Origin of the sequence: Erwinia sp., assembly GCF_031978025.1 — a bacterium.
GTDB lineage: Bacteria > Pseudomonadota > Gammaproteobacteria > Enterobacterales > Enterobacteriaceae > Erwinia.
This window is the reverse complement of the sequence record NZ_DALZCD010000037.1, coordinates 1-22,011: the sequence shown is the minus strand read 5'-3', so window position 1 is coordinate 22,011 and position 22,011 is coordinate 1. Positions and strand designations below refer to the sequence as shown.

Sequence of the window (22,011 nt, the reverse complement as noted above, 5' to 3'; positions counted from 1 at the left end):
GCGGCCTGGTCGAAGGGATCGGCGAGCGTATCGAATCCCAGGCAGATCTGATTATTGAAGCCAACGACTACGTGAAGTCCATCCAGCCTAACGAATCTGAAAAAACCCGCTACGAGCAGGGCGTTATGGTGGCGATGGTGGACGAAAACGGCAAGCTGGTGCCGGAGCAGAAAGGCGAGCGCAACGTTACGCCTTGCCCGGTGCTGATCCGCAAAGGCCTGGATGTGGATAAAATCATGTCGATGCTGTCGGACACCTTTACTACCTGGGATTACCGTCACGGTAATTACTACTGATTATTCAGGGCGGAGCGGCGGCTCCGCCCTGATTCAGCGCCTTCTGTAGCGCGGCGGTAAACAGCCTGACGCGCGGCGACATCAGGCCGGCATCTTTGGTCAGTATCCAGGATTGATAAAGATCCATCTCCCATTCCGGCAATATCCGACAAAGCTTTCCTTCCTCCACGGCCTGCAGGGCAACGTAATCCGGCAAATAGGCAATGCCCGTTTGCGCTACGGCGGAATTGACCAGCGCGGTGCTGTTATTGGCACGAAACCGGCTGCGCACTTCGATATCCCGCTTCTGTTTCTCTTTGCGAAAAGGAAGGGAAATGGTGTGGGCCGGGCCGCGAAACAGAATAAAATCGTGACGCGTCAGATCTTCCGGCCGGGTGATAGCGCTAAAGCGTTCAAGATAGGCTGGCGCGGCGTAAAGCCCCCAGCTGATATCCATCAATGGCAGACAGTGCGGATGCTCCGGCCTGTCGCGGCGGATAACGACAGCCAGATCGATATTGTCGTCTACCAGATTAACCGGCCTGTCGGTAAGGTCGAGATCCACGCTAACGTGCAAATTGTCTGCCACGAACTGATTCAGCACCGGCACGATACACTGACAACCGAAGGTAACCGGCGCAACCACCCGCAGGCTGCCGGTAGGCTCCTCATGAAAGCGGCGAATAAAAAGCCCGGCGCTTTTTACTTCGCTGAGGATGCGCGCGCAATAGTGGTACCAGGTCATGCCGACCTCGGTAACGGTGATCTTGCGGGTGGTTCGCTGCAGCAGCTTTGCACCAAGGCGCACTTCCAGCGCGGCGATCTCTTTGCTGACCGCCGATTTGGACATGCCCAACTGTTTTGCTGCTTCGGTATAGCTCAGGGTTTCTGCCACGCGGGCAAAAATGACCATGGCTTGCAGGTTTTCGATGTCGCTCATTAGCGGGCAGACATCGCCAGTGCGCCGCCCGCAAAAACAAACAGGCTGCCGACGGCACGATTAAGCAGGCGCAAGCGCGACGGATTAGCAAACACGCCAGAAAGACGACGCCCGGCACAGGCATAAGCGAACATCAGACCGCAGTCCGTGATGGCCCAGGTAACGGCCAGCGTGGCGAACTGGATAGCATGCGGCTGGCTGGCATCCACGAAATTAGGGAACAACGCGGCGAAAAACAGCAGATCCTTAGGATTGCTGATGCCCACCATATAGCCTTTACGAAACAGTTTAAGCAGGCCGGGCATCGCCTGTGGCTGGTCGTTTACTACCAGACTTTCTGCCGGTGCGCTGTTACGCCAGGCGCTGATGCCCAGCCAGATCAGATAGGCTGCGCCTACCACTTTCAGCACGATGAAGGCGGTGGTGGACGCTGCCAGAATGGCGCCCAATCCCAGCGCTGATGCGGTCATCAGGGTCATCGCCGCCATCACGCCGCCGACCACCGTCGCCAGCGCCCGGCGTCGGCCATAGCGCAGCCCGTGCGTCATGCTGATTAACGCAGAAGGGCCAGGCACGGCGATGAGCACGGCAATAATACTGGCGTAAGCAAGCCAGAGATGGAGCGACATAGCACTATTCCTTGAATCATGAACAACGGGTAGTTTTCGAGTGGCCGTAGCTTAATGGCTGAGCAGAGGGAAGTAAATTGAGCTGAGACGGACAGGGGCCAGGAATGCGCGCCGCCTCGTAAAACTAAGCTGATTTTCTCTTCTGACGCCAGTACGATCGACAATAATTGCCTTAGCGGAGCACTCCGCCGCTGTGTCATAGCAATGAGGGTGGCAGTCACCGCAGAGACAGGCTGCTTCGGGCTGGCTTAAGAGAAAGCCTTGCGGGAAGATTGACGGGACACAAGTAAAGTACAATAAGGACAGACAGTCACAGGCAGAAAAATGCCAGCCTGCCGTGCATAAGCCCGTTTGGCGGTGAATAATACCCGGACTGTTTATAGTAGGAAAAGTATCCCGATAAAAGATATGGATATTCACTCATGGAAATTTCGTGAGCATAACCTGGCGACTTTATTTACTTCAGATGCTGTACTCTTTTCAGTCGTATTCAAACAGGATATCAGCCACCAGAAAATATTGTCGCTTCCGTTTGCATGGTCGTATTTTTCCTGTGCCAGAATCAGGCACTTTAAATATAAGAAAGATGAGAAAGTTCAATATTTTTTCCGCCGGAACAATAATTATATTGCTGGTTTTAGGTAAGCCCATTTTCTTCTGCTTGCCGATATGTGAGCAACAGATATACGGCTGAGAGCTGTCTGTCTGGCAAGGGTGTTGCGGGTGGGGAAGAATTTCATGTTGTTGTTTTATCTTTTTTTTTTATTAAGGTGTGTGAGGGTGATAAGCGATTTTACTCCTTCAGGGAAACAGGGGAATAGCTTTTCCGTCCTGGTTATTTATTTTTTGAAATATGATGTTATCTTCTGTCATATTTGCGCTCGTTTGCACTCTGAGACAGGAGTACTATACTTTGTTGATATGTAAAATAACCCGAACATGACATTGTCAATTACTGACATCAGGAGGTTTTTATCGCTTTTAATCATAACGACCTGACCATTGACAATAACCTGGCGGATTATGAAGCCTATTACCACGATTATGATGCGCTGGATATGCTGGCCGAGCCGCAGCCTGAACCTATTCGGGGAATGCCTGCGCCGGATATTCTGACGCCTTCCGATCGCTACCAGGAACTCTTTGAAGCCGTGCAGAGCGCGAGAATTTTCGCTGACAGCAAAACCTTTGCGGACTGTGCACCAAAAATCGAACCGGAGAGGATCCTTTATCGTTATTTTATTCAGCGCGAGCGGGAAAACTTTAACCTGTTGGCTTTCGTGCTGGAAAACTTCGATTTGCCAAAAGTTAACGACAGCCGCTATGTTGCCGATCCGGCAAAAAGTATGGGCGAACATATCGATTCGCTGTGGCCGGTGTTAACGCGCAAGCCAGAAAAACACTCTGAGTTTTCTTCACTGCTACCGTTGCCGGAGCCGTACGTGGTGCCGGGTGGCCGCTTTGGCGAAACTTACTATTGGGATTCGTACTTTAGCATGCTGGGCTTTGCTGCTGGTGGGCAAACCGAGCTGCTGCGCCAGATGGCAGATAACTTTGCGTGGATGATCGACACTTATGGTCATATTCCAAACGGCAATCGTACCTACTATTTAAGCCGCTCGCAGCCACCGGTCTTCGCGCTAATGGTCGAGCTGTTTGAAAAGGATGGCATCAGCCAGGGTCAGCGCTATCTGCGCCAGCTTAAGCGTGAATATGCTTTCTGGATGGAGGGTGCGGACTCGCTGACGCCTAACGAAGCCTGGCGACACGTGGTGATGATGCCGGACGGCTCGGTACTGAACCGTTATTGGGACGACCGTGATACACCACGCGATGAGTCCTGGATTGAGGACGTCGAAACAGCCAGGAATTCCGCCCGGCCTTCCAGTGAGGTTTATCGCGATCTGCGGGCGGGTGCAGCCTCTGGCTGGGATTTCTCTTCCCGCTGGCTGAGCGAGGCAGGACGGCTGGAAAGCATCCAGACTACCAGCATCGTGCCGATCGACTTAAACGCGTTTCTCTATAAGTTGGAAACGACAATTGCCCGACTGTCAGCACGTAAAAACGACCGGGCTACGGCGGAGCTGTTTCAACAAAAAGCCGTACGTCGCCGCGAAGCCGTAGACGCATGGCTGTGGGACCCGCAGGCGGAGCTGTACCGCGACTACAACTGGCGTAAGCGTGAAAAAGGCGCGTTCTCGGCGGCGGCGGTGACGCCACTTTATGTGGGCATGGCGAGCCTGGAGCAGGCGGCTGCTATCGCAACGGCGGTACGCTCGCATCTGCTGGCGCCTGGCGGCGTGCTGACCACGGTTGAAGAAACCGGCGAGCAGTGGGACAAGCCCAACGGCTGGGCGCCTATGCAGTGGATGGCGATCAAAGGCTTTAACAATTATGGCGAGGAGCTGCTGGCGAAAGAAATCGCCGCACGCTGGCTGCAGGTAACGGGTGCTACCTACCATCGTCATCATAAGATGGTCGAGAAATATAATGTTGCCGGCCGCGCGCCGGTATTGGCTGGCGGCGGCGAGTATCCGCTGCAGGACGGCTTTGGCTGGACAAACGGCGTAACGCGACGCCTGTTGGCGATGTATCCGGATATCGCGCCGAAGCGTTAAGTCCGGCGGTTAATTTCTTAAGGCCTTCCTCAGGAAGGCCTTTTTAATTGTCGCTGTGCGGAAATTAGTGTCATCAGGTAAAAAAGAAGCGTACAGCCTGTCCGTTGACCAGAGCAATAAACGGACCAGCACGCGAAAAAGCGTTTTACCATCTTTATTGACCCTGTTGCCGTGAGCAACCGTAGCCAATCTGTGGTAAGGCGAGGGCTGATAAAACCGGCACGGCATTATTCCTCTGTTGAGGAATGGCGGCGGTTATCCATAATCTGGTGCAGATTGGTTTCGATCCAGTCAGCCAGGCCGGTGATACGATCCCGCGCTTCATGGCCCAGCCCGGTTAGCCGATATTCAACGTGCGGCGGGATCACTTCATACGCGATACGCGCGACAAAGCCGTCTTCTTCCATAAAGCGCAGCGTTTGCGCCAGCATCCTTTCACTGACGCCGCCGATTCTACGCCGCAGTTCGCCAAAGCGCAGCGTATCGTCTTCCAGGGCGAGCAGTATTAACAAACTCCAGCGACTGGTCAGACGTTTTAGCACCTCACGCGAGGGGCAGTCGCGGTTTAACAATTCCCCTCTTTGCAGGCGGTCACAAAGCGAAGCAGCCATTTGATCACTTTTTTCCATACTAACAAACCTGTAAGTACTTACTTTTGGTTAGTGTATGGCATAGGCTAATTGAACACAACGCTTCCGGCACGGGCCGGAGGGGCTTTTGACGCTGAGGAGAATATGATGATTGCTGTAACGGGAGCAACCGGTCAGCTTGGCCGCCTGGTCATTGAGGCTTTATTGAAAAAAACGCCTGCCGAAGAGATTGTCGCCGTCGTGCGTTCGCCAGAAAAAGCGGCCGATTTAACTGCGAAGGGCGTTCAGGTGCGGCAGGGTGACTATAACCGATCGGAGACGCTGGCCGATGCTTTTCGCGGGGTGGAAAAAGTGCTGCTGATTTCTTCCAGTGAAGTCGGCCAGCGCGAGGCGCAGCATAAAGCGGTGATCGATGCGGTCAAAATGGCTGGCGTTAAACTGCTGGCTTATACCAGCCTGCTCCATGCTGACCGCTCGCCGATGGGTCTGGGTGGCGAACATCGTGCCACCGAGCAGATGCTCATCACATCCGGTATCCCTTACGTTATTCTCCGCAACGGCTGGTACAGTGAAAACTATGCTGCCAGTATTGCCCCGGCGCTGGCGCACGGCGTATTTATCGGCGCGGCTGGCGAGGGAAAAATTGCTTCTGCCAGCCGTCAGGATTATGCGGAAGCGGCCGCGGTAATCTTGACCCGCGAGGGGCCTGTCCATAAGGTCTATGAGCTGGCGGGCGATGAAGCCTATACGCTGAGCCAGTTTGCGGAGGAGATTGCTCAGGCCAGCGGGAAAGCCGTTCGCTATCAGAACCTGCAGCAGGCCGACTTTGCCGCCGTTTTAAAAGAAGCCGGTTTGCCCGAGGCGCTGGCGGAGATGCTGGCAGATTCGGATGCCGGTGCGGCTAAAGGTGCGCTGTATGATGAGAGCCGTACTTTGAGCCAAACTATTGGTCGGCCGACCACGCCGTGGCAGGAAGTAGTCAAAGCCTTTGTTGCCAAAGCCTGAGGCCGCACACGGTAAGATGGTCGTTACCAGACGTGCCGTGCCCGTGCTGAAAGCGCTAAAGGGATCCCCGGCTGGCTTTGTAGATCGTCGGGATCCCTGGCTGTTGACTAATCTTTTTGACAAAGCCGGTCAAATATCTTCACTATCGGGCAAACGGTTAATGCTGCACTATCCTTAAACATTCCTGGTGAAAATAAGGACAACCGGCATGACGTTAATTAAAAAAGTCGCTTTACCGTTATTAATCAGTTCTGCACTCTGGTCGCAATTTTCTGCCGCCGCGCCCGTTAATTATGCCATGGACAGCGCACATACGTCCGTCGTGGCCTCATGGACCCATTTTGGGTTTTCTCATCCAACGGCCGATCTGTCTGGCGTAACCGGCAATATCGATTTTGATGCAGCCAAAGTCAGCGATTCCAAAGTAGACGTGACCATCCCGCTGAACAGCATTGATACGCACGTAGACAAGCTGACCGAAGAGTTTAAAGGTCCCGACTATTTCGACGCGACCAAATACCCGAATGCGACCTTTAAAAGCACCAAAGTGGTCAGCACCGGTAAAAATACGATGGATGTCCATGGCGACCTGACCATTAAGGGCATCACTAAACCTGTCGTTCTGCACGCGGTGCTGAACAAACAGGGTATGCATCCAATGGTGAAAAAGGAAGCTGTGGGCTTTGATGCCACCACGACTTTTAAACGTTCCGACTTTAAGCTGGATAAATATGTACCAGCCGTCAGCGACGACGTGAAGCTGACTATCACTACCGAAGCCTACGCGAAGTAATAGCCGCTTTTACTTTAAGGTGCCGACTCGCTCGGTACCTTAGAGCGGCTGTAGTGGGCACAACTTCTGTTTGCGTCGCCGTATGCAGCATATCCCTGTTATTTGCCCAGAGACGCCCAACTTCTTTCTGCTTCCTCGTTTTCAGCATCGGTTTGATAATCGCTAAGAGCCACTCCCTTCCTGTGCCGCGCACCGTCATTGAAGCGGTCAGGCGAAAACAGCAGCCTGGTAATCCCATTTCCTGACAGTCCGTAAGCCGCAGCTTAGTGTCTCGTCGCTAACGCAACTTACAACGTTCCCTGATGTTGGACTGTTGTCGGGCAGAACCAGCCTTAGCGCAGCCGTAACGAAGGTTTAGGGACATTGTCGCCCAGTGAGTCCGAAAAGCCGGAAAAACCTGTTCAGCGCGGGTGCCCTTCAGCCGGTGCGGAACGATATGTCGACACTACTTCCCGGATTGCCACGCCTACGATCGTCACCTCATGCAGTTTTTCTCCCTCCAGGATCTGACCCAAATCGGTAACAATCTGCTGCGCATCAGGGCCAATCTTTGCCCATTCGCAGCGACCGGCCACATCGATCAGGACGCGACTGCCCGCAACGGCAGGCCGATAGCGATCGATAATACAAAGGCTGCCGTTACAGGCGCTGAGATAGCAATCTTCATTGGTTGGCACCAGCTCGTGCAGCCGATTAAACAGAAACTTGACCTGATGTGACGACGAAGCCCGCTCGACAAACGTACAGGCGCGGTAAACCCGGTTTTTCAACATAACCTATTCCATCGCTTTAATCGTGAAAGTGACTACGCCGAAAATATCCAGCTGCTCTTCGGCTGCCAGCACTATCGGCGACCAGGCCGCGTTCATTGCCAGCAGCCGCACGTCCGGGCGCAGCTGCAGCTTTTTTACCGTAAATTCACCGTTTACCGCCGCTACGACAATATCACCGTGATCGGCAGCAAGACCGTTATCGACCACCAGCAGGTCGCCATCATCGATACCGGCATCTTTCATGGAGTCGCCGCTGACGCGAATGTAGTAGGTGCTCTGTGGACGCTGCACCAGCAGCTCGTTTAAGTCCAGACGTTGTTCAACATGGTCGTGCACGCTGGCGGGCGAGCCGCAGGGTATCCGGCTCATAAAGAGTGGCAGCTGCAGCAGCGTACGGACCTCAGCAGGACGAAGTAAATTCATGGGGTTATCCCGAAATAAGCTGTATATAAACACAGTATTATCATTTACGGGAAACGATCAAGCCTGATGAACGTTTTTTTAGGGTGGGCGAGAGGGAAAAAGAGGCCGGAGCGGTTGGGGGAGAAGGGAAGCGGTCTCAGGACGGGGAGTTATCTGAAAAGCATTCTCATGCCTGACAAAGCAGCATCAGGCCGGGCGTGCTTTCTTTTGCCAGAGCGCTAAAACCGTCTCGGCGAAATCGTCATCAAGGGTATAAAAGTAGCACTCCGGCACGTTAAGCACTTTTGCAAAGGCGCACATCGTTTCAAATGTTGGCCGATGAATACCGCCTTCATATTGTGAAACGCGGGACCGGGCCGTTTCTTCTTCAATTCCTGCGAGGACGCCCAGCTTTTCCTGAGTCAGTCGGGCATGGAGACGAGCGGCTTTAAGACGGGCTGGGATCATCAGTCACACCATCAACAATCATACATTGACTTACTGTTTAGCATTACTTAACATCGTAGTTGTTTAGTGATACTCAACAAGCAACGTCTGACGGAAGCTGACAAGGATGAAAGAGATTACCGATAAGGACTGGCACCCGGCTGATATTATTGCCGGACTGAAGAAGAGAGGCACGACGCTTTCTGCCGTTTCCCGCGAGGCCGGACTGGCTTCTTCCACCCTGGCCAATGCGCTGAGTCGACACTGGCCGAAAGGCGAGAAGCTGATTGCCGCCGCGCTGGGTACCGAGCCGGAGCACATCTGGCCATCACGCTATATTAAATTCAGACCACGCTAACGTACTGCTCAGGGCATATCACATGGCCCGGCATCTTTTTTTTCTCACCGATACTGGCGCCGCCTTGAGAGCTGATAGTTTGAGCGCGAACACTCTTTTTCCACCAGCGAATGTGGCAGCGATCCTGCGATTTAGTTTGGCAGAGGGTTACTGATGGCTGAACAGGGGTAAAACGTGCAGCAGGCAAACAAGAGCCGCTATCAGGGAAGAACGTGCAGAAGGGCGTAAAAAGCAAAACGGACGCCCGAGGGCGTCCGTTTCTGAATAAGTGGTGCCCGGACTCGGAATCGAACCAAGGACACGGGGATTTTCAATCCCCTGCTCTACCGACTGAGCTATCCGGGCAACGGGGCGCATTAAACCGTAAAGGCCGTCTGCCGTCAACGGCTTTGTCATAAAAAAACGGTAAAGCGTGACTGACTGCCTGCTTTTCAGACAGTCAGCCTGAAAGTTATGCCACTCTGCCTGAAAAATTCCGTTTTTCAGGTTCCCCACATACAGCTTGCTTTAACTACGGCCTCGGGGTCAGTGCGCCGGAGGGCGCGACGCGCTAGCTCAAAGCACCGTTCTTACGGCACAGAGCGATACTCAGCACGTCTTCCGCCAGCGAACGGGCCGTGGCCACTTCCTGCACGTTGCGTTTTACCAGCAGCCGACTCAGACAGCCCTCCAGAATCAGCTCCATTTGATGGGCGAGCAGTTCGGGATTGTCGGTTTCCAGCTGGGTTAACAGCTCGTGGGTATAGTGCCAGGAGGCACGCTTCTGCTGCTCGGCGACCTGATGAATGGGGTGATCGGGCTGCGGATAAAAACTGCATGCGGCCACAAACAGGCAGCCGGGATAGCGATTGTTTTTAACGGCTTCTTCCAGCACCTGGTAACGAGCCAGCAGCTTACGTGCCGGGCCCATGGTTTCATCCAGCAGCAGTTTGCGCCGCCAGATATCAACCTGCTGGCTGTGATAGCGCAGGGCGTCGTAGAGCAGCGCCTCGCGGTCGGGCCAGTAGCGTTGTAAATCTTCCTGTTGGCAGGCTGCCGCCTCCGCCATCATGGCGAAAGATGTGGAGGGGGCCAGCCCGTTCTGCTCGAGTACGTTCAGTGCATGCTCGAGTACCTGTTCACGTTGCAAGCGACTCTCCTCTTGAATGCATTACTTACGGCCGCGACCGTAAAATTCTTCTCTAGTGTCGTTTACTGCGACAATTTCTGCAAATGCTGCCGAAAGGCCGTGGCGTCCATAAAACCGGTCACGCGTGAGCCGGGGATTTCATTGCCGCTGGCGTCAAAAAACAGGATGGTAGGCAGTCCCAGCACGTTCAGCCGTGCCAGCAGCGCTTTATCTTCCGCATTATTGGCCGTGACGTTCGTCTGTAACCGCTGCGTTTTATTCAGCGCATTCTGTACCTGTGGCTCGCTAAACGTATATTTTTCAAACTCCTTACAGGCCACACACCAGTCGGCATAGAGGTCGAGCATGGTAATGCCGTTATGCTGCTGCAGCGCCCGATCCAGCTGGTCGACCGTAGTAATGTGCGTAAAACTCAATGTCGGACGGTTTTGTGCCGTGGGTGCACCAAAAGCCCAGTCCTGTAAAGGACGCGCCGCGACCAGCGCTGCTGCCAGCATCAGGATTTGCCCGAGACGCAGCCAGCCATTCGTGGCTTTCAGGCTGATAAAGGCCCAGCCGAAAAAGGCGACGGCCAGCAGGCTCCACAGGCGAAGCCCCCAAACGTCGCCCACAAGGCGTTCAAGCAGAAAGACCGGCAGCGCCAGGATCACAAAGCCGAAGCCCTCTTTTACCGTTTGCATCCATGCGCCGCTTTTCGGCAGCAGACGGTTGCCGAACAGCGTAACCACAATCAGCGGCAGCCCCATGCCCATGGCGTAAAGCCAGAGCGTGCCAGCACCGGCCAGCATGTTGCCGCTTTGCGCAATATACAGCAGGATGGCGCTAAGCGGCGCGGTGGTGCAGGGCGAACAAATTAGCCCGGCCAGCGCGCCCATTAAAAAGACGCCCGGCAGCGAACCACCCTGCTGGCGATTACTTAACAGCGTCAGCCGCGTTTGCAACGCAGAAGGCAGCTGGAGGGTAAACAGCCCGAACATTGACAGCGCCAACAGGATAAACACTGCGGAAAGGCCGATTAGCACGGCCGGCGCCTGCAGCGCAGCCTGAAAGCGCAGACCCGCGGCGGCAACAATCACGCCCAGTGCGGTATAGGTCAGCGCCATACCCTGCACGTAGAGCATGGCAAGCGCAAACAGGCGCTTTAACGAATAGCGACGGTTGCCGCCAAGGATAATCCCGGAAATCAGTGGGTACATTGGCAGCACGCACGGCGTAAAGGCGACGCCGATGCCGATCAACAGCGCCCAAAGCGGTGAAAAGGGCAGGCTGGCAGCGGTCGGCGCGGTCGCCGAATTGTCGGCATTGGCATGGCTTACCGGGGGCGAACCGGCGGGCGGTGAGCTGGCAGCGGCGACTTCATTAAGCGGCACGCTGCGGATTTCCGGCGGATAGCAAAAACCGGCCGCGGCGCAGCCCTGGTACGTCACGCTAAGCGTGGCACCCTTATCTGCCTGCAGGAGCGTTAAAGGTACCGTCAGGCTGTCGGGATAGATCTCGGTCTTACCGTAAAATTCATCTTCATGCGGCTTGCCTGCTGGCAGCGTCCAGTCGGCCAGCTTCGCGCCGTGCGCGGTCAGGGAAATTTGCTGGCGGTAAAGATAGTAACCCGGCTTAACCGTCCAGCTGAGCGTGAGCCTGTCGGCCCGCTGGCTGAAATCGAAACTGAAAGCCTGATCGACGGTGCCGAAATGGCTGTTGGCGTTCTTGTCAAACAGCGAGGCACTCGCGCCTGTACTAAAAAGGGCGACCAACGTCAGCAGCAGGCAGGTTGTGAGGCGTTTCATTATGACAGGGATCATTTTTCCACTACCGATATAAATCAAAAAACGGGCGATCCCCGATGTTCAAGGGATCTTGTACAGGGCACAGACTATATCACGGCCCGACAGCGGCGGCTTTGCCAGGAAGTCACGCTGAAAAAAGCGGAAACCGGCCCGTCAGAAAGAGTGAGCCGGGCGGGCCTCATCGCTACAGGAACAGATGCGCAAAAAGAAAGCCAAAAGCGACCGACAGCACAATAGCCAGCGTTCCCGGCACGATAAAGGAGTGGTTAAACACAAATTTCCCGATGCGGGTTGAGCCGGTGTCATCCATCTCCACCGCGGCCAGCAGCGTAGGATAAGTTGGCAGGACAAACAGGGCCGAGACGGCGGCGAAAGAAGCTATCGCGGTATGCGGCGACACGCCCAGCAGCAACGCCGCAGGCATCAGCGCTTTAGTGGTGGCGGCCTGTGAATAGAGCAGCGTGGAGGCGAAAAAGAGGATCACCGCCAGCATCCACGGATAGTCCCGCAGCAGGCTGCCGGCAAAATCCTGAATTTCATTGATATGGGCTTTTACAAAGGTATCGCCCAGCCAGGCCACACCCATCACGCAGATACAGGCACTCATACCCGATCGAAAAGTGCTGGCCGAGAGAATTTTTGCGGTATCCACTTTGCAGCTCAGGCAGATTAGCGCCGCAATAGTGAGCATAAAGATCACGATGGCTTCGTTACGCGGCAGCACGGGATGGGGGATCAGCCCAACGGTTTCGCTAATGGCCGTGGCGTAAAGCACTACCGCAATAATGCCGATTAAAAACAGCAGCACCGATCTTTTCGCGCCCGGCTTCTCTTTAAAGACCGTTTCGCCACGCAGCGTGACTTCGCCCTTTGCCAGACGCTGCTGATAAACCTCATCCTCATGCAGCTCTTTACCCAAAAAATTGGTGATCATCGCGGCCAGGAAAACCGCAACCATCGTGGAAGGAATAGCGACGGCCAGCAGGCCCAGATAGCTGACGCCTTTTGGCTCCAGAATGCCGGAAAGGAACACCACGGCGGCAGAGATGGGCGAAGCGGTAATCGCGATTTGCGAGGCGACAACCGCAATGGAAAGCGGGCGGGAAGGGCGAACGCCCTGTTCCTTCGCGACTTCGGCAATAACCGGCAGCGTGGAGAACGCCGTATGGCCAGTGCCGGCCAGCAGCGTCATCGCATAAGTCACCAGCGGTGCCAGAAAAGTAATATAGCGCGGATGCCTGCGCAGCAGACGTTCGGCCAGGCTGACCAGATAATCCATCCCGCCCGCCACCTGCATCGCGGCGATAGCGGCAATCACACCCATGATGATTTCAATCACGTCGAACGGGATGGCGCCTGGCTTAATCTGAAACCCCAGCGTCAGGATCAGCATGCCCACACCACCAGCGAAGCCGATGCCGATGCCGCCCAGTCGCGCACCCAGATAGATCGCCGCTAAGACGACAATAAGTTCGGGTAAAATCATAGTTTGCTCCCCTGATCTGTTTGGTTATAAATTCGTTGATAGCATGTAACTTGCGGCATAAAAAAAGGCACGTTGTTCTACGAACTAACGTGCCTTTTGCCTACCGCGGAGACTTACTCTTCATCGGTATAGCGTTTCGCTTTATAAACCGGATACATCAGATTCTGGGTGGAGAAAATGTCATCCAGCTCCGTTTCGGTCAGCAGACCGCGCTCCAGCACCACTTCCCGCACGCTTTTGCCCGTTTCGGCGCAAATCTTGCCGACGATATCGCCGTTATGGTGGCCGATATAGGGATTCAGATAGGTCACGATGCCGATAGAGTTGAAGACGTAGGCTTCGCAAACGGCTTTATTGGCGGTGATACCATCCACGCATTTTTCCAGCAGGTTGGCACAGGCATTAGTGAGGATAGAGACCGATTCAAACAGCGCCTGACCAATGACGGGTTCCATCACGTTCAGCTGCAGCTGGCCCGCTTCCGAGGCCATCGTCACCGTCACGTCATTGCCGATAACCTTAAAACAGACCTGATTGACCACTTCCGGCACGACCGGGTTCACCTTGGCAGGCATAATAGAAGAACCGGCCTGCAGTTCCGGCAGGTTGATCTCGTTCAGACCGGCGCGCGGGCCGGAGGAGAGCAGGCGCAGATCGTTACAGATTTTCGACAGTTTCACCGCCAGGCGTTTCAGCGAGCTGTGCACCATGACGTAAGCGCCGCAGTCTGACGTCGCCTCGATTAAATCTTCTGCCGGCACGCAGGGCAGGTTACTGACTTCCGCCAGCTTCTGTACGGCCAGCTGCTGGTAACCTTCTGGCGTGTTAAGACGGGTGCCGATAGCCGTTGCGCCCAGGTTCACTTCCAGCAGCAGCTCGGCAGTGCGCAGGATATTTTTGATCTCTTCTTTCAGCAGCACGTTAAACGCGTGGAATTCCTGGCCCAGCGTCATCGGCACGGCATCCTGTAGCTGGGTACGGCCCATTTTCAGGATAGTGTTGAATTCAAGAGCTTTGCGTTCGAAACCTTCGCTAAGTTTGCCGATAGCGTCCAGCAGTTGCAGGATAGAGCTGTAAACCGCAATGCGGAAGCCGGTAGGGTAGGCGTCGTTGGTGGACTGGCATTTATTAACGTGATCGTTGGGGTTCAGAAACTGATATTCCCCTTTTTGATGGCCCATCAGCTCCAGACCGATATTGGCCAGCACCTCGTTGGTGTTCATATTAACCGACGTTCCGGCGCCACCCTGATAGACATCAACCGGAAACTGATCCAGACATTTGCCGTTAATCAGGACTTCATCACAGGCTTTGATGATGGCGTTAGCAATATTGCGCGGAATGGTTTGCAGCTCTTTATTCGCCATAGCGGCCGCTTTTTTCACCATCACCATGCCGCGGACAAAGGCCGGAATATCGCTGATTTTGCTGTTACTGATATAGAAATTTTCAATTGCACGCAGCGTATGAACACCATAGTAAGCATCCGCCGGAACTTCTCGCATACCTAACAGGTCTTCTTCGATACGAATGTCATTAGCCATGAGCACCTTCTTGTTATGCTGCCGGTTATAAGCCAGGGTCAGAATGATTCAGGAGTCGCCATCAGTCCGGGAGAATATGGTAACGGTTTGCGGCATCAGGAGCACCACTATATTCGTCAAAACATTGACGCTTTTCACTTTATGGCGAGGTTTTTTTGGCGCGGGCATCCGGCCGTTTAACCGGCGAGGCGGCAGGGAATTTTCCGCTGTTGGTTGAAAAGACGGGGCATCGTGCCCATGTTTAAGGGACACAATCCTTTTTTTGCCGCTGTGTCTGGTGCAGGGCGGCTCTAACCGACAGGAGACTGCGGTGCGCTGGTTACCGTTTTTAGTACTTTTCGTTCTCGCCTGGATTGAGATCACTATTTTTATCCAGGTTGCCCATGTGATGGGCGTGCTGCTGACGCTGCTGCTGGTGGTGTTTAGCTCGTGCATCGGTATCTCGCTGGTGAAAAACGAAGGCATGAAAAACTTTATGCTGATGCAGCAAAAGCTGGCGGCGGGCGAAAGTCCGGCGGCGGAGATGCTGAAAAGCGTTTCGCTAATCCTGGCCGGTTTCCTGCTGCTGCTACCTGGCTTTTTTACCGATTTCCTGGGCCTGCTATTGCTGCTGCCGCCGGTGCAGAAACACCTGACGCTGAAGCTGATGCCGCATCTGCGTGGCTGGCGCGGGCAGGGCGCGGGGCCGGACAGCGGCTACACCGTGGACGGTGAATATGAGCGTAAAGACACAACGCTTATCGAACACGATGACAAACGCGATAAACAGTAATCTTCAGAAAGGCGGGTAACCCGCCTTTTCTTTTTTCCCGCCGTTTCCCCGCCTTTTCGCTGTCTGTTATTTGTGCAGTTGTGACGCAGAAGCAAAATTTTTATTTTTTACCCCTTGAAAGCGCCCGGCGCTGTCCTTATCTCTTCCGTCACGAGGCCGGTGCCAGTGAAGCCCGGCATTCATCCCAAAATGACTGATTGGACTTCTCAAAGGAGAGCTATCAATGAAAATTCGTCCATTGCACGACCGTGTTATCGTCAAGCGTAAAGAAGTGGAATCTAAATCAGCTGGTGGCATCGTTCTGACCGGCTCAGCAGCAGGGAAATCTACCCGCGGCGAAGTGCTGGCTGTTGGCAATGGCCGTATCCTTGAAAACGGCGAAGTCAAACCACTGGACGTTAAAGTGGGTGACGTTGTGATCTTCAGCGAAGGCTACGGTGCGAAAACTGAGAAAATCGACAACCAGGAAGTGCTGATCATTTCTGAAAGCGACATTCTGGCAATTGTTGAAGCGTAATTTACGTAACTCATTGAACGAAACGAATTTAAGGGATATTGATAATGGCAGCTAAAGACGTAAAATTTGGCAACGACGCTCGCGTAAAAATGCTCCGTGGCGTTAACGTACTGGCAGATGCAGTAAAAGTAACCCTGGGTCCGAAAGGCCGTAACGTTGTTCTGGATAAATCTTTCGGCGCACCAACCATCACCAAAGACGGCGTTTCCGTTGCACGTGAAATCGAGCTGGACGACAAGTTCGAAAACATGGGCGCGCAGATGGTAAAAGAAGTGGCCTCTAAAGCGAACGACGCGGCAGGTGACGGTACTACCACTGCAACCGTTCTGGCACAGTCTATCATCACCGAAGGTCTGAAAGCCGTAGCCGCGGGTATGAACCCGATGGATCTGAAACGCGGTATCGACCAGGCTGTTATCGCTGCGGTTGATGAGCTGAAAAAGCTCTCCGTTCCTTGCTCCGACTCTAAAGCCATTGCTCAGGTTGGTACTATCTCCGCTAACTCCGATGAGAGCGTGGGTACCCTGATCGCCCAGGCGATGGAAAAAGTAGGTAAAGAAGGCGTTATCACCGTTGAAGAAGGCACCGGCCTGCAGGACGAGCTGGACGTGGTTGAAGGGATGCAGTTCGATCGCGGTTACCTTTCTCCTTACTTCATCAACAAGCCAGAAACCGGTGCGGTTGAGCTGGAATCACCTTTCATCCTGCTGGCTGATAAAAAAATCTCCAACATCCGCGAAATGCTGCCGGTGCTGGAAGCCGTGGCAAAAGCAAGCAAGCCTCTGCTGATCATCGCAGAAGATGTTGAAGGCGAAGCGCTGGCTACCCTGGTTGTTAACACCATGCGCGGCATCGTGAAAGTGGCTGCTGTTAAAGCACCAGGCTTCGGCGACCGTCGTAAAGCTATGCTGCAGGACATCGCTGTGCTGACTGGCGGTACCGTTATCTCTGAAGAGATCGGTATGGAGCTGGAAAAAGCGACGCTGGAAGACCTGGGTCAGGCAAAACGCGTAGTGATCAACAAAGACACCACTACCATCATCGATGGCGTGGGCGAAGAGTCTGTGATCTCTGGCCGCGTGACTCAGATCCGTCAGCAGATCGAAGAAGCGACCTCTGACTACGATCGTGAAAAACTGCAGGAGCGCGTAGCGAAACTGGCAGGCGGCGTGGCCGTACTGAAAGTGGGCGCAGCAACTGAAGTTGAAATGAAAGAGAAGAAAGCTCGCGTTGAAGATGCTCTGCACGCTACCCGTGCAGCAGTAGAAGAAGGCGTGGTTGCCGGTGGCGGCGTGGCGCTGGTACGTGTTGCGGCTCTGCTGACCGAGCTGAGAGGCCAGAACGAAGACCAGAACGTGGGTATCAAAGTTGCGCTGCGCGCAATGGAATCCCCACTGCGTCAGATCGTTTCTAACGCAGGCGAAGAGCCATCTGTGGTTGCCAACAACGTGAAAGCGGGCGACGGTAACTACGGTTACAACGCACAGACCGAAGAATACGGCAACATGATCGACTTCGGTATCCTGGATCCAACCAAAGTCACCCGTTCTGCACTGCAGTACGCGGCTTCCGTTGCGGGCCTGATGATTACCACCGAGTGCATGGTCACTGACCTGCCGAAAGCTGACGCGCCAGACTTAGGTGCAGGCGGCGGCATGGGTGGTATGGGCGGCATGGGCGGCATGATGTAAGTCGGCGCCCGCCTCCAGACGAAAAAACCTGCCAGCGATGGCAGGTTTTTTTTCGCCTGAAATCTTTGACGGAAATGCAGGTAGTCCGCGAAAGGACGACCCGCGCCTGTTCGACCATGCTGGCGAGGGCAGCCATCCCACTTTCTATCGCTTATCCGACCATGTGGGCAAGGGCAGCCATCCCACTTTCTATCGCTTGTCCGACCATGCTGGCGAGTGCAGCCATCCCACTTTCTATCGCTTGTTCGACCATGCGGGCAAGGGCAGCCATCCCGCTTTTTATCGCTTGTTCGACCATGCGGACGAGGGCAGCCATCCCACTTTCTATCGCTTGTTCGACCATGCTGGCATGGATCATCCTCTCCGCGCCCATTGCTTATCCGGCCGTGCTGACATGGCGCACCTTACTGCTGTGCATCAGCCCGCCCGGCCAGCCTGAAAAACCCCGCCGTACCATGGTTCATCTGGGCAGATAATGAATTATCAATTCCTCACTTCTTCCGGAGAACAGGCAATCTCACCGCCATTTCTGGATGTATTCAATGGATCGCAGATTTTATGTTAACCTGCGGATGGGTCTGTAAATAATAATGGAGATTAAAATGCGGATTAACGTCTTGCTGGGGCTTTCTGTCGCGGCGGTGCTGCTGACGGGTTGTAGCAGCTCTACCCAACTGAGTTCAGCAGGTGAACGCGTCACCTTCACCGACCAACAACCGGCAAGTAACTGTCAGCTGCTGGGCAATCTGACCGGTTCGCAAAGCAACTGGTTGAGCGGTGCAGGCGGCGGCGAAAGCAGCTCACTGCGCGGCGCGGCGAACGATTTACGTAATCGCGCGGCGGCAATGGGCGGCAATGTGATTTACGGCGCAACCAGCCCAACGCAGAACATCTGGTCAAGCTTCGCGCCGCTGGATAGCAAGATGAGCGGTCAGGTTTATAAATGTCCCTGAGGCGTTAGCAGAACGGATTACACGGACAGGAGAAGATCATCGCTTCTCCTGTTTTTTTCTACTGCTGGCGCAGCTGTAAATCAAGCGGCGTTTTGCTTGGCTCGCCGCCAATCTCCCTTGCCAGCTTCGGTACCATATAGCCCGAAACCTGACCGAGCAGTTCCCGCATAATTTTCCTCGCCTGCTCGTCGGAAACATAGAAATGTGCCGCGCCCTGTACTTTATCCAGCACGTGCAGATAATAGGGCAGGATCCCGGCGTCAAACAGGGCATTGCTCAGCGCGGCCAGCGTAGCGGCACTGTCATTGATGCCTCGCAGCAGCACGCTCTGGTTCAGCAGCGTTACGCCCGCCCGCTTCAGCTGGCGCATGGCTTCCCGCAGGTCATCGTCAATCTCTTGCGCATGGTTGATATGCGTCACCATCAGCGTTTGCAGCCTGGACTCAGCTAGCCGCTGACAAAGCGCTGCGGTAATACGAGCAGGGATGACCACCGGCAAACGACTGTGAATACGCAGCCTTTTTATATGGGGGATCTGCTCCAGCTCGGTCATTAACCACGCCAGTTCGCTGTCTTTCGCCATCAGCGGATCGCCCCCGGAGAAAATTATTTCATCCAGTTGCGGCTGCTGTCGGATATACTCCAGCGCCTGCTGCCAGTTGCGCTTGTTGCCCTGATTATCCGAATAGGGAAAATGACGGCGGAAGCAGTAACGACAGTTGACGGCGCAGCCGCCTTTCACCAACAGCAGCGCGCGATTATGATATTTATGTAACAGACCCGGCACTACGCTGCTTTGCTCGTCGAGCGGATCGGTACTGTAACCTGGCGCATCGATAAACTCCTGGCTTTGGGTGATCACCTGGAGCAGCAGGGGATCCTGCGGATCGCCCTTTTGCATTCTTGCCGCAAAAGCGCGGGGAACGCGCAGAGCAAAAAGACGGCGCGCGTTGGCGCCGCCCCGAAGCTCAGGATGTGAATCAAGGCCTAAAAGCTGTAATAATTCATCAGGGTCGGTGATTACATCTGCAAGTTGATGCAACCATTCTTCTCGCGAAGGGGTATTTAGGGTTACAATGTGTGCCATTTTTTTGGCTAAGTACCAGTATTAAATTGTAGAGGGCCTTTATGGCGACTTATTCTAGCAACGATTTCCGTCCCGGTCTTAAAATCATGTTCGAAGGCGAACCTTACGCCGTCGAATCCAGCGAGTTCGTTAAACCAGGTAAAGGCCAGGCGTTTGCACGTGTGAAAATGCGTCGCCTGCTGACCGGTACTCGCGTTGAGAAAACCTTTAAGTCTACCGACTCCGCCGAAGGCGCAGACGTGGTGGATACCAACCTGAACTACCTGTACAACGACGGCGAGTTCTATCACTTTATGCACCCGGAAACCTTCGAACAGCACCCTGTTGAAGAGAAAACCGTTGGCGACGCGGCAAAATGGCTGCTGGACAACGCAGAGTGTATCGTGACGCTGTGGAACGGCAAACCGATTCAGGTTCTGCCACCAAACTTCGTTGAGCTGGAGATTGTTGATACCGATCCAGGCCTGAAAGGCGATACCGCCGGTACCGGCGGCAAGCCAGCCAAACTGTCTACTGGCGCGGTAGTGAAAGTGCCTCTGTTCGTTCAGATTGGCGAAGTGATTAAGGTAGATACCCGTTCGGGTGAATACGTTTCTCGCGTAAAATAAGTGGTATGGGCCTGCCTGCGCAGGCCCTTATTCTTATAATGAGTCTGCTTTATGAACCGCCTCTTTTTTATTGCGGTTACGCTGTTAATGGCCTGCGCGCCCGTCATACTTTTCACGGCTTTGACCAAAACGTCCGGCATCCTGGCGGCGTCATCCCACACGCGGCCCGCTGAGCCTTCATCTTCCTTTCCGCCTCGCCAGACGCATTCGCGAAATTACGACTATGCTTAACTCGCTGTACTTTACTTCTGATAAAAAGGAACTGGTTATGCTAAAGAAAAGTATTGTCGCGATCTTTTCCGTTCTGGTGCTCTCTTCTGCGCTTACCGCCTGTAATACCACGCGTGGGGTAGGCGAAGACGTGTCCGCAGGTGGGCGAGCGATCCAGCGAAGCGCTCAATAAAAGAGAGGCCGGTGTGTAGACACCGGCCTTCTTGTTTCCTGCTTTACGCTAATCCTGCTTTACCCAAATCAGCTTGTTAACGTCAAAACCAGCCTGACGCGCTTTCGCCGTCAGCTCTTCTTTTACTTTGTCGTCGAGCTGCGGTGTACGCGATAAAATCCACAGATAGTTTCTGTTTGGCCCGCAGACCAGCGCGTGCTGGTAATCTTTATCCAACGCGATCACGTTATAACCGCCATAAAAAGGCCCGAAGAAGGAGACTTTCAGCGCCGCCTGGCTTGGTGAGCCGGTGAAGTAGGCTTTGCCGATGCTTTCCTGCCAGCGCTGTTTTTTGACGTTAAAGCCGCGGTTGACCACTTTCAGGCCGCCGTCGTCACGCTTGCTGTAGGTAGCGGTCACGTGATCCAGACCGCGCTCAAAGCGGTGGTCCAGACGGGCGATTTCATACCAGCTGCCCAGATAAAGGTCGGCGTTAAAGCCTTCTATGGGCGTCACGCCTTTCGGCGGGGTTGTCGTGCAGGCCACGGAGAGAAGGGCACCGGCGCCTGCGGCCAGCATTTTCCAGAGAGACATAAGCGATTCCTTTGCGTTTGAACCGCTTAAGTATAGGCGCATTTTGCGCAGGCGGCTCGAAGCCGCCCGGGACTCAAAGCGTCAGCACGCCAATAGCGGTGACAATGCTCAGGATGGCGGCCAGGCCATAGAAGAGCCATTGACCGGCAGGAAGGTGGATCTTCAGGTCATGCGTCATATGGTGCAGTCGGTGCACCGCGCACCAGAGCGGCAGGACGATAGCCAGAAAAAGAAATAGGCGGCCCGGCCAGCTTTGTGCAAAGCCAAGAATGCGTTCAAAGCTGAAGGCCGACGAGGGGGAAAGCCCCAGCGGCATCAGGATACCCGCCAGCAGCACGACTACGGGCGACACCAACGCGGCCCACATGCCACCTGCACCAAAAAGCCCCCAGAACAGCGGCTCGTCAGAACGATTTTTGTTTTTCATTATCCCTCCTGCACCAGCAGAACAGCGGCCAGAATGGCGATGCTAATCAGCACCATTGCAACCCAAAGGCCTTTTACAATCGGGCCGGATGGCAGCTTTTTGTCGCCGATAATAATAATCGATGCCTTGGGGGCCAGCTCAAACCAGGTTTTGCTGTGCAACAGCGCGGCCGCGAGGGCAATCAGGTTTAGCAGCAACAGGATGGGA

General features: G+C 54.4%; 25 protein-coding genes, 1 tRNA gene and 2 pseudogenes. 13 read left to right on the top strand and 15 right to left on the bottom strand.

Annotated elements, in window-relative coordinates:
• Positions 1–296 (top strand): annotated as a pseudogene (locus tag RTK32_RS04825) (translation factor (SUA5)); the annotation flags it as partial.
• A gap of 4 nt (positions 297–300) precedes the next feature.
• Here the strand turns inward: RTK32_RS04825 and RTK32_RS04820 are convergent.
• Positions 301–1,215: a LysR family transcriptional regulator gene (locus RTK32_RS04820; RefSeq protein ID WP_312042356.1), complete on the bottom strand. Its 915-nt coding sequence runs from the start codon at positions 1,213–1,215 to the stop codon at positions 301–303.
• On the bottom strand, positions 1,215–1,844 hold the full coding sequence (locus RTK32_RS04815) for a LysE family transporter (RefSeq protein WP_312042355.1): 630 nt from the start codon (positions 1,842–1,844) through the stop codon (positions 1,215–1,217). The genes RTK32_RS04820 and RTK32_RS04815 overlap by 1 nt, the downstream gene beginning before the upstream one ends.
• A 974-nt stretch (positions 1,845–2,818) precedes the next feature.
• Between RTK32_RS04815 and treF the strand changes: the two genes are divergently transcribed.
• Entirely contained in the window at positions 2,819–4,462 is a 1,644-nt protein-coding gene (treF, locus tag RTK32_RS04810) for an alpha,alpha-trehalase TreF (protein WP_312042360.1), read from the top strand.
• 227 nt (positions 4,463–4,689) lie between these two features.
• Here treF and RTK32_RS04805 read toward each other — a convergent pair whose 3' ends face one another.
• Positions 4,690–5,073 carry a helix-turn-helix domain-containing protein gene (locus tag RTK32_RS04805; RefSeq protein WP_312042359.1) on the bottom strand — a complete coding sequence of 128 codons (384 nt, stop codon included), beginning with the start codon at positions 5,071–5,073 and terminating at the stop codon, positions 4,690–4,692.
• A 126-nt stretch (positions 5,074–5,199) separates the two neighbouring features.
• On the opposite strand from RTK32_RS04805, the gene RTK32_RS04800 reads away from it, so the two are divergent.
• Genes RTK32_RS04800 through RTK32_RS04790 form a run of 3 tightly spaced genes read left to right on the top strand, consistent with a single transcriptional unit; the run spans position 5,200 to position 6,850 of the window.
• Positions 5,200–6,057: an SDR family oxidoreductase gene (locus RTK32_RS04800; protein WP_312042358.1), complete on the top strand. Its 858-nt coding sequence runs from the start codon at positions 5,200–5,202 to the stop codon at positions 6,055–6,057.
• Positions 6,058–6,073: 16 nt separating this feature from the next.
• Positions 6,074–6,235: a hypothetical protein gene (locus RTK32_RS04795; RefSeq protein ID WP_312042354.1), complete on the top strand. Its 162-nt coding sequence runs from the start codon at positions 6,074–6,076 to the stop codon at positions 6,233–6,235.
• 30 nt (positions 6,236–6,265) lie between these two features.
• Positions 6,266–6,850, top strand: a complete 585-nt coding sequence (locus RTK32_RS04790) for a YceI family protein (RefSeq protein ID WP_312042353.1) — start codon at positions 6,266–6,268, stop codon at positions 6,848–6,850.
• A 401-nt stretch (positions 6,851–7,251) separates the two neighbouring features.
• Here the strand turns inward: RTK32_RS04790 and RTK32_RS04785 are convergent, their stop codons facing one another.
• From RTK32_RS04785 to RTK32_RS04775, 3 genes are all read right to left on the bottom strand, one after another.
• Complete coding sequence (locus RTK32_RS04785) at positions 7,252–7,623, bottom strand: hypothetical protein (RefSeq protein WP_312042352.1); 372 nt, start codon at positions 7,621–7,623, stop codon at positions 7,252–7,254.
• A 3-nt stretch (positions 7,624–7,626) separates the two neighbouring features.
• Positions 7,627–8,046, bottom strand: a complete 420-nt coding sequence (umuD, locus tag RTK32_RS04780) for a translesion error-prone DNA polymerase V autoproteolytic subunit (RefSeq protein ID WP_312042351.1) — start codon at positions 8,044–8,046, stop codon at positions 7,627–7,629.
• A 186-nt stretch (positions 8,047–8,232) separates the two neighbouring features.
• Complete coding sequence (locus RTK32_RS04775) at positions 8,233–8,493, bottom strand: helix-turn-helix transcriptional regulator (protein WP_312042350.1); 261 nt, start codon at positions 8,491–8,493, stop codon at positions 8,233–8,235.
• A gap of 106 nt (positions 8,494–8,599) precedes the next feature.
• Here RTK32_RS04775 and RTK32_RS04770 point away from each other — a divergent pair, with 106 nt between their 5' ends.
• Complete coding sequence (locus RTK32_RS04770; RefSeq protein ID WP_409451061.1) at positions 8,600–8,830, top strand: transcriptional regulator; 231 nt, start codon at positions 8,600–8,602, stop codon at positions 8,828–8,830.
• Between the two features lie 269 nt (positions 8,831–9,099).
• Here the strand turns inward: RTK32_RS04770 and RTK32_RS04765 are convergent.
• The 5 genes from RTK32_RS04765 to aspA form a co-directional block, all read right to left on the bottom strand.
• Positions 9,100–9,175 (bottom strand) — tRNA-Phe (locus RTK32_RS04765).
• A 205-nt stretch (positions 9,176–9,380) separates the two neighbouring features.
• Positions 9,381–9,959 (bottom strand): division control transcriptional repressor DicD, encoded by a 579-nt coding sequence (gene dicD / locus RTK32_RS04760; RefSeq protein WP_312042349.1) that lies wholly within the window; start codon positions 9,957–9,959, stop codon positions 9,381–9,383.
• A gap of 62 nt (positions 9,960–10,021) precedes the next feature.
• Positions 10,022–11,746 carry a protein-disulfide reductase DsbD gene (locus RTK32_RS04755; protein WP_409451062.1) on the bottom strand — a complete coding sequence of 575 codons (1,725 nt, stop codon included), beginning with the start codon at positions 11,744–11,746 and terminating at the stop codon, positions 10,022–10,024.
• Positions 11,747–11,927: 181 nt separating this feature from the next.
• Positions 11,928–13,229 carry an anaerobic C4-dicarboxylate transporter gene (locus RTK32_RS04750; RefSeq protein WP_312042347.1) on the bottom strand — a complete coding sequence of 434 codons (1,302 nt, stop codon included), beginning with the start codon at positions 13,227–13,229 and terminating at the stop codon, positions 11,928–11,930.
• A 113-nt stretch (positions 13,230–13,342) separates the two neighbouring features.
• Entirely contained in the window at positions 13,343–14,773 is a 1,431-nt protein-coding gene (gene aspA / locus RTK32_RS04745) for an aspartate ammonia-lyase (RefSeq protein WP_312042346.1), read from the bottom strand.
• Between the two features lie 310 nt (positions 14,774–15,083).
• Between aspA and RTK32_RS04740 the strand changes: the two genes are divergently transcribed.
• The 5 genes from RTK32_RS04740 (at position 15,084) to RTK32_RS04720 (ending at position 18,706) form a co-directional block, all read left to right on the top strand.
• Complete coding sequence (locus RTK32_RS04740; protein ID WP_312042345.1) at positions 15,084–15,545, top strand: FxsA family protein; 462 nt, start codon at positions 15,084–15,086, stop codon at positions 15,543–15,545.
• Between the two features lie 223 nt (positions 15,546–15,768).
• A complete protein-coding gene (locus RTK32_RS04735) occupies positions 15,769–16,062 on the top strand; it encodes a co-chaperone GroES (protein WP_125290273.1) in 294 nt (97 codons plus the stop codon).
• A 44-nt stretch (positions 16,063–16,106) separates the two neighbouring features.
• Positions 16,107–17,753, top strand: coding sequence for a chaperonin GroEL (gene groL / locus RTK32_RS04730; protein ID WP_312042344.1), 1,647 nt, complete (start codon positions 16,107–16,109; stop codon positions 17,751–17,753).
• 74 nt (positions 17,754–17,827) lie between these two features.
• The gene (locus RTK32_RS04725) at positions 17,828–18,229 is read left to right on the top strand and encodes a hypothetical protein (RefSeq protein ID WP_312042343.1); all 402 of its coding nucleotides are present in this window, start codon (positions 17,828–17,830) and stop codon (positions 18,227–18,229) included.
• 126 nt (positions 18,230–18,355) lie between these two features.
• Positions 18,356–18,706, top strand: coding sequence for a DUF4156 domain-containing protein (locus RTK32_RS04720; protein ID WP_312042342.1), 351 nt, complete (start codon positions 18,356–18,358; stop codon positions 18,704–18,706).
• Positions 18,707–18,764: 58 nt separating this feature from the next.
• On the opposite strand, the gene epmB is transcribed toward RTK32_RS04720, so the two are convergent.
• On the bottom strand, positions 18,765–19,793 hold the full coding sequence (gene epmB / locus RTK32_RS04715; protein WP_312042341.1) for an EF-P beta-lysylation protein EpmB: 1,029 nt from the start codon (positions 19,791–19,793) through the stop codon (positions 18,765–18,767).
• A gap of 41 nt (positions 19,794–19,834) precedes the next feature.
• Between epmB and efp the strand changes: the two genes are divergently transcribed.
• On the top strand, positions 19,835–20,401 hold the full coding sequence (gene efp, locus RTK32_RS04710; RefSeq protein WP_125290277.1) for an elongation factor P: 567 nt from the start codon (positions 19,835–19,837) through the stop codon (positions 20,399–20,401).
• Positions 20,402–20,669: 268 nt separating this feature from the next.
• On the top strand, positions 20,670–20,804 hold the full coding sequence (locus RTK32_RS04705; protein WP_034939964.1) for an entericidin A/B family lipoprotein: 135 nt from the start codon (positions 20,670–20,672) through the stop codon (positions 20,802–20,804).
• Between the two features lie 48 nt (positions 20,805–20,852).
• Here RTK32_RS04705 and RTK32_RS04700 read toward each other — a convergent pair whose 3' ends face one another.
• The 3 genes and pseudogenes from RTK32_RS04700 to RTK32_RS04690 form a co-directional block, all read right to left on the bottom strand.
• Positions 20,853–21,377, bottom strand: coding sequence for a lipocalin family protein (locus RTK32_RS04700; RefSeq protein WP_312042340.1), 525 nt, complete (start codon positions 21,375–21,377; stop codon positions 20,853–20,855).
• Positions 21,378–21,450: 73 nt separating this feature from the next.
• Positions 21,451–21,804 carry a fumarate reductase subunit FrdD gene (gene frdD / locus RTK32_RS04695; protein WP_312042339.1) on the bottom strand — a complete coding sequence of 118 codons (354 nt, stop codon included), beginning with the start codon at positions 21,802–21,804 and terminating at the stop codon, positions 21,451–21,453.
• Positions 21,804–22,011, bottom strand: a pseudogene (locus tag RTK32_RS04690) (fumarate reductase subunit C); the annotation flags it as partial. The gene frdD and the pseudogene RTK32_RS04690, both read right to left, overlap by 1 nt.

What these genes read in the sequence shown, in the direction of transcription:
- RTK32_RS04820 (WP_312042356.1), bottom strand. Translation starts at nt 1,215, where the DNA reads ATGAGCGACATCGAAAACCTGCAAGCCATGGTCATTTTTGCCCGCGTG.
- RTK32_RS04815 (WP_312042355.1), bottom strand. Translation starts at nt 1,844, where the DNA reads ATGTCGCTCCATCTCTGGCTTGCTTACGCCAGTATTATTGCCGTGCTC.
- RTK32_RS04805 (WP_312042359.1), bottom strand. Translation starts at nt 5,073, where the DNA reads ATGGCTGCTTCGCTTTGTGACCGCCTGCAAAGAGGGGAATTGTTAAAC.
- RTK32_RS04800 (WP_312042358.1), top strand. Translation starts at nt 5,200, where the DNA reads ATGATTGCTGTAACGGGAGCAACCGGTCAGCTTGGCCGCCTGGTCATT.
- RTK32_RS04795 (WP_312042354.1), top strand. Translation starts at nt 6,074, where the DNA reads ATGGTCGTTACCAGACGTGCCGTGCCCGTGCTGAAAGCGCTAAAGGGA.
- RTK32_RS04790 (WP_312042353.1), top strand. Translation starts at nt 6,266, where the DNA reads ATGACGTTAATTAAAAAAGTCGCTTTACCGTTATTAATCAGTTCTGCA.
- RTK32_RS04785 (WP_312042352.1), bottom strand. Translation starts at nt 7,623, where the DNA reads ATGTTGAAAAACCGGGTTTACCGCGCCTGTACGTTTGTCGAGCGGGCT.
- umuD (WP_312042351.1), bottom strand. Translation starts at nt 8,046, where the DNA reads ATGAATTTACTTCGTCCTGCTGAGGTCCGTACGCTGCTGCAGCTGCCA.
- RTK32_RS04775 (WP_312042350.1), bottom strand. Translation starts at nt 8,493, where the DNA reads ATGATCCCAGCCCGTCTTAAAGCCGCTCGTCTCCATGCCCGACTGACT.
- RTK32_RS04770 (WP_409451061.1), top strand. Translation starts at nt 8,600, where the DNA reads ATGAAAGAGATTACCGATAAGGACTGGCACCCGGCTGATATTATTGCC.
- RTK32_RS04750 (WP_312042347.1), bottom strand. Translation starts at nt 13,229, where the DNA reads ATGATTTTACCCGAACTTATTGTCGTCTTAGCGGCGATCTATCTGGGT.
- aspA (WP_312042346.1), bottom strand. Translation starts at nt 14,773, where the DNA reads ATGGCTAATGACATTCGTATCGAAGAAGACCTGTTAGGTATGCGAGAA.
- RTK32_RS04735 (WP_125290273.1), top strand. Translation starts at nt 15,769, where the DNA reads ATGAAAATTCGTCCATTGCACGACCGTGTTATCGTCAAGCGTAAAGAA.
- groL (WP_312042344.1), top strand. Translation starts at nt 16,107, where the DNA reads ATGGCAGCTAAAGACGTAAAATTTGGCAACGACGCTCGCGTAAAAATG.
- RTK32_RS04725 (WP_312042343.1), top strand. Translation starts at nt 17,828, where the DNA reads ATGCAGGTAGTCCGCGAAAGGACGACCCGCGCCTGTTCGACCATGCTG.
- RTK32_RS04720 (WP_312042342.1), top strand. Translation starts at nt 18,356, where the DNA reads ATGCGGATTAACGTCTTGCTGGGGCTTTCTGTCGCGGCGGTGCTGCTG.
- epmB (WP_312042341.1), bottom strand. Translation starts at nt 19,793, where the DNA reads ATGGCACACATTGTAACCCTAAATACCCCTTCGCGAGAAGAATGGTTG.
- efp (WP_125290277.1), top strand. Translation starts at nt 19,835, where the DNA reads ATGGCGACTTATTCTAGCAACGATTTCCGTCCCGGTCTTAAAATCATG.
- RTK32_RS04705 (WP_034939964.1), top strand. Translation starts at nt 20,670, where the DNA reads ATGCTAAAGAAAAGTATTGTCGCGATCTTTTCCGTTCTGGTGCTCTCT.
- RTK32_RS04700 (WP_312042340.1), bottom strand. Translation starts at nt 21,377, where the DNA reads ATGTCTCTCTGGAAAATGCTGGCCGCAGGCGCCGGTGCCCTTCTCTCC.
- frdD (WP_312042339.1), bottom strand. Translation starts at nt 21,804, where the DNA reads ATGAAAAACAAAAATCGTTCTGACGAGCCGCTGTTCTGGGGGCTTTTT.